This is a genomic window from Aureimonas glaciei (genome assembly GCF_014643375.1).
GTDB lineage: Bacteria > Pseudomonadota > Alphaproteobacteria > Rhizobiales > Rhizobiaceae > Plantimonas > Plantimonas glaciei.
On the sequence record NZ_BMJJ01000002.1, the window covers coordinates 57,665 to 72,249 of the forward strand.

General features: G+C 66.4%; 17 protein-coding genes. 13 read left to right on the forward strand and 4 right to left on the reverse strand.

Features of this window, described 5'->3' with window-relative positions:
* Positions 1–25 precede the first annotated feature (25 nt).
* Both IEX88_RS04340 and IEX88_RS04345 read right to left on the reverse strand, forming a co-directional pair.
* Entirely contained in the window at positions 26–958 is a 933-nt protein-coding gene (locus IEX88_RS04340) for a DnaJ C-terminal domain-containing protein (RefSeq protein WP_188849366.1), read from the reverse strand.
* A gap of 143 nt (positions 959–1,101) precedes the next feature.
* Complete coding sequence (locus tag IEX88_RS04345; protein WP_244639831.1) at positions 1,102–1,515, reverse strand: RT0821/Lpp0805 family surface protein; 414 nt, start codon at positions 1,513–1,515, stop codon at positions 1,102–1,104.
* Positions 1,516–1,587: 72 nt separating this feature from the next.
* On the opposite strand from IEX88_RS04345, the gene pdxH reads away from it, so the two are divergent.
* Complete coding sequence (gene pdxH / locus IEX88_RS04350; protein ID WP_188849367.1) at positions 1,588–2,208, forward strand: pyridoxamine 5'-phosphate oxidase; 621 nt, start codon at positions 1,588–1,590, stop codon at positions 2,206–2,208.
* A gap of 57 nt (positions 2,209–2,265) precedes the next feature.
* On the opposite strand, the gene tldD is transcribed toward pdxH, so the two are convergent.
* The gene (gene tldD / locus IEX88_RS04355) at positions 2,266–3,681 is read right to left on the reverse strand and encodes a metalloprotease TldD (RefSeq protein WP_188849368.1); all 1,416 of its coding nucleotides are present in this window, start codon (positions 3,679–3,681) and stop codon (positions 2,266–2,268) included.
* Positions 3,682–3,794: 113 nt separating this feature from the next.
* A complete protein-coding gene (locus tag IEX88_RS04360) occupies positions 3,795–4,307 on the reverse strand; it encodes an invasion associated locus B family protein (RefSeq protein WP_373289554.1) in 513 nt (170 codons plus the stop codon).
* 381 nt (positions 4,308–4,688) lie between these two features.
* Between IEX88_RS04360 and coxB the strand changes: the two genes are divergently transcribed.
* From coxB to IEX88_RS04420, 12 genes are all read left to right on the forward strand, one after another.
* Positions 4,689–5,615 carry a cytochrome c oxidase subunit II gene (coxB, locus tag IEX88_RS04365; protein ID WP_244639833.1) on the forward strand — a complete coding sequence of 309 codons (927 nt, stop codon included), beginning with the start codon at positions 4,689–4,691 and terminating at the stop codon, positions 5,613–5,615.
* A gap of 24 nt (positions 5,616–5,639) precedes the next feature.
* Positions 5,640–7,241: a cytochrome c oxidase subunit I gene (gene ctaD, locus IEX88_RS04370; RefSeq protein ID WP_188849370.1), complete on the forward strand. Its 1,602-nt coding sequence runs from the start codon at positions 5,640–5,642 to the stop codon at positions 7,239–7,241.
* Between the two features lie 160 nt (positions 7,242–7,401).
* A complete protein-coding gene (gene cyoE / locus IEX88_RS04375; protein ID WP_244639835.1) occupies positions 7,402–8,352 on the forward strand; it encodes a heme o synthase in 951 nt (316 codons plus the stop codon).
* A 1-nt stretch (position 8,353) separates the two neighbouring features.
* Positions 8,354–8,488 carry a cytochrome c oxidase system small membrane protein gene (locus IEX88_RS04380; protein ID WP_188849372.1) on the forward strand — a complete coding sequence of 45 codons (135 nt, stop codon included), beginning with the start codon at positions 8,354–8,356 and terminating at the stop codon, positions 8,486–8,488.
* 2 nt (positions 8,489–8,490) lie between these two features.
* Positions 8,491–9,099, forward strand: coding sequence for a cytochrome c oxidase assembly protein (locus IEX88_RS04385; protein ID WP_188849373.1), 609 nt, complete (start codon positions 8,491–8,493; stop codon positions 9,097–9,099).
* A 106-nt stretch (positions 9,100–9,205) separates the two neighbouring features.
* Positions 9,206–10,087 (forward strand): cytochrome c oxidase subunit 3, encoded by an 882-nt coding sequence (locus tag IEX88_RS04390; protein WP_188849374.1) that lies wholly within the window; start codon positions 9,206–9,208, stop codon positions 10,085–10,087.
* A 121-nt stretch (positions 10,088–10,208) separates the two neighbouring features.
* Positions 10,209–10,556, forward strand: a complete 348-nt coding sequence (locus IEX88_RS04395) for a DUF983 domain-containing protein (protein WP_188849804.1) — start codon at positions 10,209–10,211, stop codon at positions 10,554–10,556.
* Positions 10,543–11,334: an SURF1 family protein gene (locus IEX88_RS04400; protein ID WP_244639837.1), complete on the forward strand. Its 792-nt coding sequence runs from the start codon at positions 10,543–10,545 to the stop codon at positions 11,332–11,334. The genes IEX88_RS04395 and IEX88_RS04400 overlap by 14 nt, the downstream gene beginning before the upstream one ends.
* 74 nt (positions 11,335–11,408) lie before the next feature.
* On the forward strand, positions 11,409–12,452 hold the full coding sequence (gene ispH, locus IEX88_RS04405) for a 4-hydroxy-3-methylbut-2-enyl diphosphate reductase (RefSeq protein WP_188849375.1): 1,044 nt from the start codon (positions 11,409–11,411) through the stop codon (positions 12,450–12,452).
* A 2-nt stretch (positions 12,453–12,454) separates the two neighbouring features.
* The gene (locus IEX88_RS04410; RefSeq protein ID WP_188849376.1) at positions 12,455–13,435 is read left to right on the forward strand and encodes a homoserine kinase; all 981 of its coding nucleotides are present in this window, start codon (positions 12,455–12,457) and stop codon (positions 13,433–13,435) included.
* Positions 13,432–13,896: a ribonuclease HI gene (gene rnhA / locus IEX88_RS04415; protein ID WP_188849377.1), complete on the forward strand. Its 465-nt coding sequence runs from the start codon at positions 13,432–13,434 to the stop codon at positions 13,894–13,896. The genes IEX88_RS04410 and rnhA overlap by 4 nt, the downstream gene beginning before the upstream one ends.
* A 73-nt stretch (positions 13,897–13,969) precedes the next feature.
* Positions 13,970–14,548, forward strand: a complete 579-nt coding sequence (locus tag IEX88_RS04420) for an RBBP9/YdeN family alpha/beta hydrolase (protein ID WP_188849378.1) — start codon at positions 13,970–13,972, stop codon at positions 14,546–14,548.
* The last annotated feature ends 37 nt before the right edge of the window (positions 14,549–14,585 follow it).

Consider the following 14,585-nt stretch of genomic DNA (forward strand, 5'->3'; position numbering starts at 1 on the left):
CTTCCGTGGGGACGTCAGCCAGGCATCAATCCCCGCTTTCCTGCGACCTGAGGAAGTCGGCCAGCGCTTCGTCGTGCTGCTTCGGCAGGACGATCTTCACCGCCACCAGCACGTCGCCGCGGCTGCCGTCGGCGCGCGTCAGGCCCTTGCCCTTCAGCCGCAGCGTCTTGCCCGAGTTCGACCAGGGCGGCAGCGTCAGCGACACCCTTCCGTCGAGGGTGTCGACCGGAATCTTGCCGCCGAGGACGGCGGTGCGGATCGGGACGGGCAGGCTGAGCTTCAAATCGCGCCCGTCGATCTCGAAGCGGGGATGCGGCACGAAGTCGATGGTGACGAGCGCGTCGCCGGCCGGCGCCGCAGGCGAAAAACCGGGCTGGCCCTGGCCGCGGAGGCGGATCGTCTGGCCGTTCTCGACGCCGTCCGGAAGCCGGATGGCGAGGCGCTTGCCGGAGGGAAAGATCGCCTCGACCTTGTCATCGGAAACGATGTCCTCCAGCCGCACCTTCAGCGTCGCCCGGATATCCTCGCCTTTGGCTGCCGCCTGGCGCGCCCCGGCAAAGCCTGCCCCGCCGCCGCGCGGCCCGCCGCGTCCGCCGAAGGCCTGCTCGAAGAAGTCGGAGAACACGCTGTCGGCACCCTCGGCGCCGCCCGAGCGAAACTCGAAACCGGGGCTGGCACCGGGCCGGCCGCCGCCGAAGGGGCTGCCGCCGCCGCCGGGAAAGCCCTGAAACTTCGGCTTGCCCTCGGCGTCGATCTCGCCGCGGTCGAACTGCGCCCGCTTGTCCTTGTCGCCGAGAATCTCGTAGGCCTGGTTGGCCTCGTTGAAGCGCGCGGCCGCCGTCGGATCCTGCGTGTTGGAATCGGGATGGAAGCGCTTGGCCAGTTTGCGGAAGGCGCTCTTGATCTCTTTTTCGCTGGCAGTCTTGGCAACGCCGAGGGCGGCGTAGGGGTCGCGCATGAGGTCTAATCCTAGTGTCCGTCGGAGAAAACGGCATTTCCCGAGAGGCCGGCGTCCGGTGACAGCGGGCCGTGCCTTCGCAGATACCCGATATGGCACCGGCTCACACGGAATTTAAGGGTGCGTGACGCGAAGAGTTGGCGTCAGCTGCCTTCGCTGAAGTGCGTCAGCGTCCACTCGCCCCGTCCCTTGGTGCAGGCCTCGCCATCGTAGACGGCGACGCCGTCATAGCGCTGGCGCGAGGTGCGGAACTGCCGGCAGATCATGTCCCCGGCCTTCACTTCGTGGATGGCGGTGATGACGCCGCTGGCGCCGGTATCGGCGTTCGCCCAGGCCATCGGCTTTTCCGACGCTGCGGCGAGATTGGCCGAGGAGACGGCGTTGCGCACGGTGTTGCCGTCGGAAGCCTGCTCCGGAGCGATCGTCGGCGCGGCAGGAGCGATGGAGTTGGTGACGATGCTGCGATCGACCATTTCCTCCATGCCGCCGCCCGAAATCACGCAGCCCGAGAGCGACATAATCAGCACGAGAAGGAAAGGCGCTTTGATCGGATGCATCGTGGTCGTATGTCTCGCTGGCCCGGGTCTCGATCGGCTTGGGCGAACCTGATGAGGGAGCCCCGGCCGATTATGACGAACGATAGCTTAAGCCTTGGTGAAAACCCCGTCGGCAACGATCCATTCGCCCAGTTCGGCCAATGGCTGGAAGAAGCCGGCGCGACGGAGATCAATGATCCGAATGCGCTGGCCTTGGCAAGCGTCGATTCGGCAGGCCTGCCGGATGTCCGGATGGTGCTGCTGAAGGATTTCGACGCCCGTGGCTTCGTGTTCTACACGAATTTCGGCAGCGCGAAAGGTCAGCAGATCTTAGGAAATGGCAAGGCGGCGATGTGCTTTCACTGGAAGAGCCTGCGCCGCCAGGTTCGGATCCGGGGCACGACCGAGGTCGTGTCGGATGTCGAAGCCGATGCCTACTACGCGACACGGCCCCGCCGCAGCCGCCTCGGCGCCTGGGCGTCCGACCAGTCTCGGCCGCTGGAGAGCCGCAGCGTCCTGATCGACCGCGTCGCGGACGTCGACGCGCGGCATCCCGGCGACGACATTCCGCGGCCCGCCATCTGGTCCGGATTTCGGCTCGTGCCGAGCGAGATCGAGTTCTGGCAGGACGGCGAGTTCCGCCTGCACGACCGCATCCAGTTCCGGCGCGCCGATGCCGGCGGGCCTTGGTCGCTGACGCGGCTCTATCCCTGAACCCGGTGCCGGGCGAGGCGGCCTGAGGGCCGCGTCACCCGGCAGCCAAATGAAGAATCAGGCCTCGGTGCCGCCGACGGTGATCTGGTCCATTCGCAGATGCGGCTGGCCGACGCCGACAGGAACGCCCTGGCCGGCCTTGCCGCACATGCCGATGCCGGTATCGAGTTCCAGATCGTTGCCGATCATCGACACCCGGTGCATCACCTCCGGCCCGTTGCCGATCAGCATGGCGCCCTTCAGCGCTTCGCCGACCTGGCCGTTGCGGATGCGGTAGGCCTCGGTGCAGCCGAAGACGAATTTGCCTGACGTGATGTCGACCTGGCCGCCGCCGAAGGCCACGGCATAGATGCCGTCCTTCACCGAGGCGATGATCTCTTCGGGCGTCTTGTCGCCGGCGAGCATCATGGTGTTCGTCATGCGCGGCATCGGCGCGTGCTGGTAGGACTGGCGGCGACCATTGCCCGTCGGCGCCATGCCCATCAGCCGGGCGTTCTGGCGGTCCTGCATGTAGGCGACGAGCTTGCCGTCTTCGATGAGGACGGTGCGGTTCGTCGCCGTGCCCTCGTCGTCGATAGTCAGCGATCCGCGCTTTTCGGCAATGGTGCCGTCGTCGACGACGGTAACGCCCTTCGCCGCGACCTGGGTGCCGAGGAGGCCGGAGAAGGCCGAGGTCTTCTTGCGGTTGAAGTCGCCTTCCAGCCCGTGGCCGACCGCCTCGTGCAGCATGACGCCAGGCCAGCCGGCGCCGAGCACGATGTCGAAGGCGCCCGCCGGTGCCGGCACCGCGTCGAGGTTCACCATGGCCTGGCGCAGCGCCTCGTCGGCGATCTTCTGCCAGCTCTCGGTGACGAAGAAGCCGCCGAAGCCGGTCCGGCCGCCGGCCCCGAAGGAGCCGGTCTCCTGCCGGTCGCCGCGGCCGGCGACGACGGAGACGTTGATTCGCACCAGCGGCCTGACGTCAGTGACCAGCCGCCCGTCGGCCCTCAGGATTTCGACATTCTGCCATTGCGAGCCGAGGGTCACCGAGACCTGACGGACGGCGTCGCCTTTCTCCCGGAGATAGGCGTCGATGTCCTGCAGCAGCTTCACCTTGGCCTCGAAGCCCGGCGAGGGAATCGGGTTCTCCTCGCCGTAAAGCTTCTGGTTGGTGCGCTGCGGCGCGTCGGCATAGCTGCCGTGATGGCCGGACTTGACGGCGGTCACGGCTTGCGCGGCGCGCGTCAGCGCCGCTTCCGAGAGGTCGCCGGCATGGGCGAAGCCTACCGCCTCGCCAGCGACGACGCGCAGGCCGAACCCCTGCTCGGTGTTGAAATTGCCCATTTTCAGGCGGCCGTTGTCGAAGGTCAGCGATTCCTGCTCGCGGTATTCCATGAACAGCTCGCCATCGTCGGCGCCCGACAGCGCGTCGCCGAGAATGCGCTCGATGCCGGCGCGGGAGAGGTCGAAGCGCTCGATCAGCGATGCGGTCATGACGGCTTTCCAATCTGCCAGGGGTTGGCCCCAGACATAGGCGCAAGCGCGTCCGGTCTCAATGCGGTGCCGCTTTTCCCGGCGGATCCACCCGCCTTCGGCGCCGCCCGAGCTCAGGGGAGGGCGGCGAAGCCTTCGCCAAAACCGTTGAGGTCGACGGGAATGCCGATGCCCTCTTCCGGCGTCTGGAAGACGATGAAGGTGGCGCTCTTGCCGGACGATAGGGTGGTGAGAAGCGCCTCCTCGAGGATCACCTCGGCATAGCAGCCATCGGAGAAGCAGCGCACGAACTGTGCCCGGCCGATGTCCTTGCCGTCGACATAGAGGCCGAGGCCGTTCGGCAGGAGAATGCCGAGCGGGGCCAGGATGCGCAGGATCCGCGCCTTGCCGTCCGCCGTCTTCAGCGCCACGACCGAAAGCCCGACCTCCGGCCGGTCTTCGGCCACGACGTTCTGCAACAGCGCGCACTGGTCGCTGGGCGCGCCCGCCGGCCGGTCGCAGACGACGGCCCAAGCCCCATGCTGCGACGTGACGGACCCGGTCGCGCCGGATTGGGCCGCGGCCGGCGTGGCCGCGCCGGCCAGAATCGCCAGAAGGACTGCGGCGAACGCCGACTTCGTCTGCATGATCATCGTCTCACCCGAATCAGAACGAAGCCACTCTGTGGCGAACATGGAAAACAAATGGTTAAGGGCCACAAATCGTGGCACAATGGCGAGGCTGTGTCATCCGAGGGATCGCATTGTGGTGATACCCGCGGGCGGGGCCGGCCGCCGCGCCCCGCGCGCGCCGGGCCTGTGGCGGTCATGGGCAGCGCGGCATAGCGAAAATGTCGCAAGCCCAGGCTAGTTTGGAAATGTTGCAGAAGAGCCGTTTTCGTGGTTTGAACCCACGCAGGTTCAGGCTAGAGACGGTCGAGCATTTCGAGCGCGCGCCGCCATGGCGGCACGGCGGAAGCGGCCGGGTGGATTGCCGCCGGCCGGTGCGTCCGCGACAGGGAGAGCAGTGTGAAGAGAACCATGATCGCGGCGGCGGCCGTGTCCGTCAGCGGCGCTGCCGCCTTTGCGCAGGAAGCGGTCCGTCCGGGGCAGCCGCATAATTGGCATATCGACCTCCAGGAGGCGCTGTCGCCTGTCGAGGCCAATATCCACTGGTTCAGCAACTACGTTCTCGCCTTCATCATCCCGATCACCATCCTGGTCGCGGCGCTGCTGGCCTGGGTCGCCTATCGCTACAGCGAGAAGCGCAATCCGGTCGCCTCGCGTACCAGCCACAACACCACGATCGAGGTGATCTGGACGGTGGCGCCGGTTCTGGTCCTGCTGTGCCTTGCCATCCCCTCCTTCCAGCTCCTGACCGAGCAGTACAACCCGCCGAGCCCGCCTGAGCTGACCATCAAGGCGACCGGCTTCCAGTGGTATTGGGGCTACGAGTACCAGAGTGGCGACGTCGACGCCGCGACGGTTGCCGCCAACGTCGCGCCGGCCGGCGCCGAGCCCGTCTCGTTCGAGTCCTACATGGTCCAGGAGTCGGACCGGGCTGGATCGGGCAAGGAAGACATGGGCGAATATCCCCGCCTCCTGGCCGTCGACAACGAGATGGTCGTTCCGGTCGATACCGTGATCCGCATCCTGGCGACCTCCGCCGACGTCATCCACTCTTTCGCCATCCCGTCGATGGGCGTGAAGGTCGACGCCGTGCCCGGCCGCAATAACGAATACTGGTTCGAGGCCAACCGCGAAGGCCTGTTCTACGGCCAGTGCTCCGAGCTCTGCGGCGTCAACCACCCCTTCATGCCGATCGGCGTGCGCGTCGTCTCGAAGGAGCAGTTCGCCACCTGGCTCGCCGCAGCCGCCGGCGATGTTTCCGCCGCCAACCAGGCGCTTGTCGCTTCCATCCAGTCCGCAGGCACCGTCGCCGTCGCCGGCCGGTAATCGTCAGGCTTCAAGGAGAACCGCATGGCTTACGAGGCCGCCCACGACGCCCATGACGACCACCGGCCGACCGGCTGGACGCGCTGGGTCTATTCGACCAACCACAAGGACATCGGGACGCTCTACCTGATCTTCGCGATCTGCTCGGGCATCCTCGGCGGTGCCCTCTCGGTCGCGATGCGCATGGAGCTCCAGGAGCCGGGGATGCAGATCTTCGGCGACCCCGCCATGTACAACGTGTTCGTGACCGGCCACGGCCTGATCATGATCTTCTTCACGGTCATGCCCGCGCTGATCGGTGGCTTCGCCAACTGGATGGTGCCGATCATGATCGGCGCGCCGGACATGGCTTTTCCGCGCCTGAACAATATTTCGTTCTGGCTGCTCGTCCCCGCCCTCCTGCTCCTGATCCTGTCGATGTTCGTCGAGGGTGCGCCGGGCTCGAACGGCGCCGGCACGGGCTGGACGATGTATCCGCCGCTGTCGACCTCGGGTCATCCCGGCCCGGCCGTCGACCTCGCGATCTTCGCGCTGCACATTGCGGGTGCGTCCTCGATCCTCGGTGCGATCAACTTCATCACCACCATTCTCAACATGCGCGCTCCCGGCATGACGCTGCACAAGATGCCGCTGTTCGCCTGGTCGGTGCTGATCACCGCCTTCCTGCTCCTGCTCTCGCTGCCGGTTCTCGCCGGTGCGATCACCATGCTGCTCACCGACCGCAACTTCGGCACGACCTTCTTCACCGTGGCCGGCGGCGGCGATCCGATCCTCTACCAGCACCTGTTCTGGTTCTTCGGCCATCCCGAGGTCTACATCCTGATCCTGCCCGGCTTCGGCATCATCAGCCACATCATCTCGACCTTCTCGAAGAAGCCGATCTTCGGCTATCTCGGCATGGCCTACGCCATGGTCGCCATCGGCGTCGTCGGCTTCGTGGTGTGGGCGCACCACATGTACACCACGGGCATCTCGCTCAACACGCAGCGCTACTTCGTCTTCGCCACCATGGTCATCGCAATTCCCACGGGCATCAAGGTCTTCTCCTGGATCGCCACGATGTGGGGCGGGTCGATCTCCTTCAAGACGCCCATGCTCTGGGCCATCGGCTTCATCTTCCTGTTCACGCTGGGTGGCGTGACCGGCGTGAAGCTCGCCAATGCCGGCATGGACCGCGTGCTGCACGACACCTACTACGTCGTCGCCCACTTCCACTACGTGCTGTCGCTGGGCGCCGTCTTCGCGATCTTCGCGGGCTGGTACTACTGGTTCCCCAAAATGACCGGCTACATGTACAACGAGACGATCGGCAAGATTCACTTCTACGTCACCTTCGTCGGCGTGAACCTCGTCTTCTTCCCGCAGCACTTCCTGGGCGCCCAGGGCATGCCCCGCCGCTACGCCGATTATCCAGACGCCTATGCCGGCTGGAACTACATCTCCTCGCTCGGCTCCTACCTCTCGGCCGTCGCCGTGCTGATCTTCCTCTACGGCGTCTACGAGGCCTTCGCAAAGAAGCGCATCGCCGGCAACAACCCCTGGGGCATCGGCGCCACGACGCTGGAATGGCAGCTGACCTCGCCGCCGCCGTTCCACCAGTGGGAACAGCTGCCGCGCATCCGCTAAGCACAGCGGCTTACGGCGTCCGCGCCGAGATGAGGACGGCCCCGCCAGCGGGGCCGTCCCCCTGAAAATCGGCCGGCGGCTTGCCGGCCCGATGCCTTACGCCCCGGGCGGCCCACGCGGCCGGCCGGCTGGCCAAGGCGGGAATGCCAAAGGTCTACCCGTGAGCGCAGTCGACATCACCCATCTGGACGCCGCCGACACCCGCGGCGGCATCAGCCTTGCCGAGCCGGGAGACTTTTTCGCGCTCCTGAAGCCGCGGGTCATGTCGCTGGTCGTGCTGACGGCGATCACCGGCCTCGTCCTCGCGCCGGGTGCGATCAACCCGATGCTGGGCTTCATCGCCATCCTTTCCATCGCGCTCGGCGCCGGCGCCTCCGGCGCTCTCAACATGTGGTACGACGCCGACATCGACGCGGTGATGACGCGCACCGCGACGCGGCCGGTTCCGGCCGGGCGGATCGCGCCGGAGACGGCGCTGGCCTTCGGCCTCGCGATGTCGCTGCTGTCCGTCTGCACGCTCGGTCTGGCGGTAAACTGGTTTGCCGCGGCCTTTCTCGCCTTCACCATCTTCTTCTACGCCGTCGTCTACACCATGCTTTTGAAGCGCTGGACGCCGCAGAACATCGTCATCGGCGGCGCCGCCGGCGCCTTTCCGCCGATGATCGGCTGGGCCTGCGTCACCGGCGGCCTGTCGATGGAGAGCTTCGTCCTCTTCCTGATCATCTTCCTGTGGACGCCGCCGCATTTCTGGGCGCTGGCCATGTTCAAGATGAAGGACTACGGCGCCGCTGGCGTGCCGATGCTGCCGAACGTCTCCGGCGAGGCCACGACGCGCTTCCAGATCCTCGCCTATTCCCTGGTCCTCGTGCCGGTCGGCGTTCTGCCCTACGTGCTCGGCTTCGCCGGTCCCGTCTACGGGGCCGCCGCCGCGCTGCTCGGTGCCTATTTCGTCTGGCTCGCCTTCAAGACCTATCGCATGGCCGACGGCGACGAGAAGATGCTGCCGGCGAAGCGCCTGTTCGGCTTCTCCATCCTGTATCTTTTCGCGCTGTTCGGCATTCTTCTCGTCGAGGGCGTCGTCGCGCGCCTGACGATGGTCGGAGGGTTCTGAGATGAGCGACGAGCGCGTCACCCTAACCGAGCGCGAGGCGAAAGCCCGCCGCAAGCGGTCGGTCGCCATCGGGGTTTTCCTCGTGGTGCTGGTCGTGATCTTCTATGTCGTGACCCTCGTGAAGATGGGAGCCTGACCATGCCGGCGAGCCTCGAGGAGCGTGACGCGAAGATCCGCCGCCGCGGCACCGCCACCGCCATCGCCTGCGTGGCCTTCGCCACCGGGATGGTGGGCGCGGCCTACGCGGCGGTGCCCTTGTACCAGATGTTCTGCCAGGTAACCGGCTATGGCGGCACGACCCAGCGCGCCGACGGGGCGCCGACCCGCGTCATCGACCGCAAGGTCGCGGTGCGCTTCGACGCCAACGCCTCTCCTGGGGTTCCCTGGTCGTTCCAGCCCGGCCAGCGCGAAGTGACGGTCAAGCTCGGCGAAGTGGTTCAGACGAGCTATTTCGTCAAAAATCTCTCGGATGAGCGCGTCACCGCGCAGGCGACCTACAATGTGACTCCGATCACGGCCGGGAGCTACTTCAACAAGATCTCCTGCTTCTGCTTCACCGAGCAGACGCTGGAGCCGGGAGAGAGCCGCGAGATGCCGGTCGTCTTCTTCGTGGATCCGGCGATGCTGGAGACCGAGGAGCTGAAGGACGCGCCGGCGATCACGCTCTCCTACACCTTCTTTCGCGAGGACAATCCCGCCCCAGTGGCCGAGGCACCCTCGACGGATGCGGCCAGAAATAAGCTGTGACGACGGTCGCGGAGCTGCCGAGACTGGCGCGAGAATGCTAGAGCTCGGGCGCGAACTCGTATAGACACGTCGACACCAAGGCATGGAAGACCGGGGATAGAACCAAATGGCCGATACCACTCACGGCAAGCAGCACGACTACCACATCATCGATCCCAGTCCCTGGCCGTTCCTCGGCTCGCTGGGGGCGCTGGTCATGTTCTTCGGCGCGGTCGGCTGGATGCGCAGCCATTCCGAGCAGCAGTTCGTGGTCTTCGGCCTCGACCTGGCCACGCCCTGGATCTTCTTCATCGGCCTGGCGCTGGTTCTCTACGTCATGTTCGCCTGGTGGTCGGACACGGTGAAGGAGGGCCAGGAGGGCGCCCACACCAAGGTCGTGTCGCTGCATCTGCGCTATGGCATGATCATGTTCATCGCCTCCGAGGTGATGTTCTTCGTCGCCTGGTTCTGGGCCTTCTTCGACGCCAGCCTCTACGCCAACGAAGCGATCATGACCGCGCGCGTCGAGGCGACGGGTGGCCAGTGGCCGCCGGTCGGCATCGAATCGCTGGATCCCCTGCATCTACCGCTGTTCAACACCATCACGCTGCTGCTCTCAGGCACGACCGTGACCTGGGCGCACCACGCTCTCCTGCATAACGACCGCAAGGGCCTGCTCGCCGGTCTTAGCCTCACCGTCGTGCTCGGACTGATCTTCTCCTACGTCCAGTACTACGAATACCTGCATGCCCCCTTCGCCTTCGCCGGATCGATCTACGGCTCGACCTTCTTCATGGCCACCGGCTTCCATGGCTTCCACGTCATCGTCGGGACGATCTTCCTGCTGGTCTGCCTGGTCCGGGCCTATCTCGGCCAGTTCACGCCGAAGCATCACTTCGGCTTCGAGGCTGCCGCCTGGTACTGGCACTTCGTCGACGTGGTCTGGCTGTTCCTCTTCTTCTCAATCTACATCTGGGGCAGCTGGGGTGCGGTGATCCACGCCGAGTGAGGCATCGGCCTCCGACAACGACCTTGAAGAAGGCGGCGCATCCTGCGGCCGCCTTCTTGCTTTTGGAGGGCCTGCCGTGACCGACGACCGGACTGGAATCGCACCCGTCCATGCCGCGAAGATGGCGATGTTCAATCGCTGTCCGCGCTGCGGCCAGGGGAAACTGTTCAAGGGCTTTCTGTCGCTGCGGCCGGCCTGCACGAGCTGCGGCCTCGACTACGCCTTCATCGATTCGGGCGACGGACCGGCGGTCTTCGTGATCCTGATCATCGGCTTCATCATCGTCGGCCTGGCGTTGTGGGTCGATATCACCTGGAGTCCGCCCTTCTGGGTGCATATTCTGCTTTGGCTGCCGCTGACCCTCGCTCTCTGCCTGCCGCTGCTGCGGCTTTTGAAGGGCTTGATGATCGGCCTGCAGTACCGCAACCGTGCCGCCGAAGGACGCCTTAGCGACGATGCCGATGACTGAAGCCGCCGCGATGCCGCGCCGACATGGTCGGCTGCGTTTCTGGATCGCGATCGTCGCCAGCCTGGCCGGCATCGCCGTGCTCTGCAGTCTCGGCGCCTGGCAGCTGGAGCGTCTCGCCTGGAAGGAAGACCTGATCGCTTCGATCGAGGCCCGCCGCCACGCCGAGCCGCTGCCGCTCGCCACCCTCGAACAGCGCTTCGCCGAGACCGCCGACGTCGAATATGTGCCGATGCGGGCTGAGGGCCGGTTCCTGCACGAGGGCGCGCGCTACTTCCTCACGACCTTCGACGGCAATGCCGGCTGGAATCTCTACGAGCCGCTGCAGCTGGCCGACGGTCGCCTGCTCTACGTCAATCGCGGCTTCGTGCCCTATGCGCTGAAGGATCCGGCGGCGCGCGAGGAGAAGGCCGACGGCAACGTCGTCGTCACCGGCCTTGCCCGCAATCCCGTATCCGAAAGACCGCCCTCGGCGCCCGATAACGACCCGGTACAGAACGTCTTCTTCTGGCGCAACCTGTCCGACATGACGAAGGGACTGGCGCTTCCCGACGGCGCGGGCTTCCTGCCCTTCTTCCTCGACGCCGGGCCGAGCCCCCGGGCGGACGGCTATCCCATGGGCGGCACCACCATCGTCGACCTGCCGAACAGCCACCTGTCCTATGCCGTCACCTGGTTCGGCCTCGCGCTGGCGCTCGCCGCCATGCTCGGCTCCTTCCTGGTCCGTTCCTGGCGCGGTCCCCATGCCGGCGGGGAAGAGGCGACGACCGCCGAGGGTTGACAGGAGGGGGCACGATCCCTTCATTCGCCCTGAAGGACGCGGCCGATCCATGGCTGCGCCGAACGGAGAGCGCCTTGCTCAACACCAGCCCAACCAAGCCTGATAAGCCTGTCCTGACCATCCGCCTGTGCGAGCCGCGCGGCTTTTGCGCCGGCGTCGACCGGGCGATCCAGATCGTCGTGCTGGCCCTCAAGAAATACGGGGCGCCGGTCTATGTCCGGCACGAGATCGTGCACAACCGCTATGTCGTCGAAGGGCTCGAGACGCTCGGCGCGGTCTTCGTCAAGGAACTCGCCGACGTTCCGGCCGACGGCCAGCCCGTGGTCTTCTCCGCCCATGGCGTGCCGAAATCGGTGCCGGCGGAAGCGGCCGAGCGCGAGCTCCTCTATCTCGACGCGACCTGCCCGCTGGTGTCGAAGGTTCACAAGCAGGCGCAGCTGCACGTCAAGCGCGGCCGCCATGTCCTGTTGATCGGCCATCGCGGCCATCCCGAGGTGGTCGGCACCATGGGCCAGCTGCCGGCGGGCACGGCCACCCTGATCGAGACCGAGGACGACGTCGCCGGCCTGATGCCGGAAGATCCCGCGATGCTGGGATTCGTCACCCAGACGACACTGTCGGTCGACGACACCGCCGGCATCGTCGCGGCGCTGGCGGCCAGATTTCCGGACATGGCCGCGCCGTCGTCGGAATCGATCTGCTACGCCACGACCAACCGCCAGGAGGCGGTGAAGGCCGCGGCCCCGGGGGCGGAGGTCTTCCTCATCGTCGGCGCGCCGAACTCGTCGAACTCCATGCGCCTCGTCGAGGTCGCCACGCGTGCCGGCGCACTCGCCGGGCATCTGGTGCAGCGCGCCACCGACATTCCCTGGGCAATCATCGGGGCGGGCTCGACCATCGCCATGTCCGCCGGCGCCTCGGCGCCCGAGGTCGTGATCGACGAGATTCTCGACGCCTTCCGGGCGCGCTTCGACGTGCGCATCGAACTCGTCCGCACGGCCGAGGAGAACGAGAACTTTCCGGTCATGCGCAGCCTGCGCGACACCCCTCTCACCAATGCCGACATGGCCTTCGTCAACGGCGACAACCGTCCCGTCGTCGCCTTCGGCGGGAACTGACCATGGCCGTCTATACTGATGTGTCGGAGACCGATCTGGCGCGCTTCCTCGCCGACTACGATGTCGGCATGCTGCTCAGCTACAAGGGCATCGCGGAAGGCGTCGAGAACTCGAACTTTCTCGTCCGCACCGAGACCGGCAGCTTCATCCTGACGCTCTACGAAAAGCGCGTCGACCGCGACGATCTGCCTTTCTTCATCGGCCTGATGGAGCACCTCGCCAGCCGCGGCCTGTCCTGTCCGCTGCCGGTGGCGCGGACCGACGGGGAGCGGCTGGGCGAGCTCGCTGGCCGCCCGGCGGCGGTTTTCACCTTTCTGGAAGGCATGTGGACGCGCCGCCCTGCCGTCGCCCATTGCCGGGCCGTTGGCGCGGCCATGGCGGGCATGCACGCGGCCGCGGCCGATTTCCCGCTGCGCCGGCCCAATGCCCTCAGCGTCGGCGCCTGGCGCCCGCTCGCAGAGGCCTGTGGAGAGAGCGCCGACCGCGTCGAGCCGGGTCTGGCCGCCGAGATCGCTGGGGAACTGGCCGCGCTGGAGGCCAACTGGCCGGAAGATCTGCCGGGCGGCGTCATTCATGCCGACCTCTTTCCCGACAACGTCTTCTTCCTCGGCGGCGAACTTTCGGGCCTCATCGACTTCTACTTCGCCTGCAACGACATCCTGGCCTACGACCTCGCCATCGCGCTCTGTGCCTGGTGCTTCGAGGCGGACGGCGCCTTCAACATCACCAAGGGCAGGGCGATGATCGAGGGCTATCGGTCGGTGCGCCCGCTGACCCCCGGCGAGATCGCGGCGCTGCCGATGCTGGCGCGAGGCGCGGCCATGCGCTTCCTGCTGACGCGGCTCTACGACTGGCTGAACACACCGGAGGGCTCCTTCGTCACCAAGAAGGACCCGAAGGAGTACCTGAAGAAGCTGCGCTTCCACCGCGGCGTGACCAGCGCTGCCGACTACGGTCTGAGCGCCGAAACGGAGACTGCATGACCTTGCCCCGCGTCGAGATCTTCACCGATGGTGCCTGCTCGGGCAATCCGGGGCCGGGCGGCTGGGGCGCGATCCTGCGCTATGACGGGACGACCAAGGAACTGTCGGGCGGCGAGGCGTTGACGACGAACAACCGGATGGAGCTGCTCGCGGCCATCGAGGCGCTCGGCTCGTTGAAGCGCCCGGTACCGGTCGACCTGCATTCCGACTCGCAGTACCTGCGCGACGGCATCACCAAATGGATCCATGGCTGGAAGCGCAATGGCTGGAAGACCGCCGACAAGAAGCCGGTGAAGAACGCCGAGCTCTGGCAGCGCCTCGACGCCGCCCGCGAGATCCACGACGTCGCCTTCCACTGGGTGAAGGGCCATGCCGGCCATCCCGAGAACGAGCGTTGCGACGAACTGGCGCGCCTCGCCATGGCGCCGTTCAAGGCGCAGCGGACGGGCCGGGCCGGCTAGGGCGGCCTGGTAGGCGCGCCGGCCGCGACGATCAAGACGGTTCCGAAGGGACCGAGCAAGGCTGGAGAGGCGCATGCCGCGGAGAGTTGTCATTCTGCATGGCGCCCATGGCGGGCCGGACACGAACTGGTTTCCCTGGCTGGGCGCGGAACTGGAATCCGGGGGAGTGGAGGTCGTGCGGCCGCGCTTCCCGACCCCTCTCGGCCAGTCGCTTTCGACTTGGACCGAGGCCTATCATCTGGCCCTCCGGCCGCTACCGCCGGCGGCCACCGTCCTCGTCGGTCACAGCCTCGGGGCTGCCTTCGCGCTGCGCCTGGTCGAACAGGCCCGAGACCCTTTTGCCGGCCTTTTTCTGGCCGCTGGCTTCGTCGGGGCCCTCGGGCTTCCCGACTACGACACGATGAATCAGTCTTTCTTTGCCTCGCCGTTCGACTGGCCGACCATCCGCGCCCGGCAGGGGCTTTCGGTCCGGTGCTGGGCAGGCGACGACGATCCCTACGTTCCACTGGCCCGTTCGCAAGAGATTGCGACCCATCTGAATGCTCCGCTCGACATTGTCAGGGGCGGTGGGCACCTCAACGGAGAGACGGGCTTTACAACTTTTCCGGCCATGCGGGATGCCATTCTGTCCGCAATGCCCTCGGGCCTCTAAGGACGCGGGGGCATGCCTGCATCTGCACAAGGTTGCG

Coding starts and splice junctions, on each gene's coding strand:
- IEX88_RS04340 (WP_188849366.1), bottom strand. CDS start 958: ATGCGCGACCCCTACGCCGCCCTCGGCGTTGCCAAGACTGCCAGCGAA.
- IEX88_RS04345 (WP_244639831.1), bottom strand. CDS start 1,515: ATGCATCCGATCAAAGCGCCTTTCCTTCTCGTGCTGATTATGTCGCTC.
- pdxH (WP_188849367.1), top strand. CDS start 1,588: ATGACGAACGATAGCTTAAGCCTTGGTGAAAACCCCGTCGGCAACGAT.
- tldD (WP_188849368.1), bottom strand. CDS start 3,681: ATGACCGCATCGCTGATCGAGCGCTTCGACCTCTCCCGCGCCGGCATC.
- IEX88_RS04360 (WP_373289554.1), bottom strand. CDS start 4,307: ATGCAGACGAAGTCGGCGTTCGCCGCAGTCCTTCTGGCGATTCTGGCC.
- ctaD (WP_188849370.1), top strand. CDS start 5,640: ATGGCTTACGAGGCCGCCCACGACGCCCATGACGACCACCGGCCGACC.
- IEX88_RS04380 (WP_188849372.1), top strand. CDS start 8,354: ATGAGCGACGAGCGCGTCACCCTAACCGAGCGCGAGGCGAAAGCCCGC.
- IEX88_RS04385 (WP_188849373.1), top strand. CDS start 8,491: ATGCCGGCGAGCCTCGAGGAGCGTGACGCGAAGATCCGCCGCCGCGGC.
- IEX88_RS04390 (WP_188849374.1), top strand. CDS start 9,206: ATGGCCGATACCACTCACGGCAAGCAGCACGACTACCACATCATCGAT.
- IEX88_RS04395 (WP_188849804.1), top strand. CDS start 10,209: ATGGCGATGTTCAATCGCTGTCCGCGCTGCGGCCAGGGGAAACTGTTC.
- IEX88_RS04400 (WP_244639837.1), top strand. CDS start 10,543: ATGCCGATGACTGAAGCCGCCGCGATGCCGCGCCGACATGGTCGGCTG.
- IEX88_RS04410 (WP_188849376.1), top strand. CDS start 12,455: ATGGCCGTCTATACTGATGTGTCGGAGACCGATCTGGCGCGCTTCCTC.
- rnhA (WP_188849377.1), top strand. CDS start 13,432: ATGACCTTGCCCCGCGTCGAGATCTTCACCGATGGTGCCTGCTCGGGC.
- IEX88_RS04420 (WP_188849378.1), top strand. CDS start 13,970: ATGCCGCGGAGAGTTGTCATTCTGCATGGCGCCCATGGCGGGCCGGAC.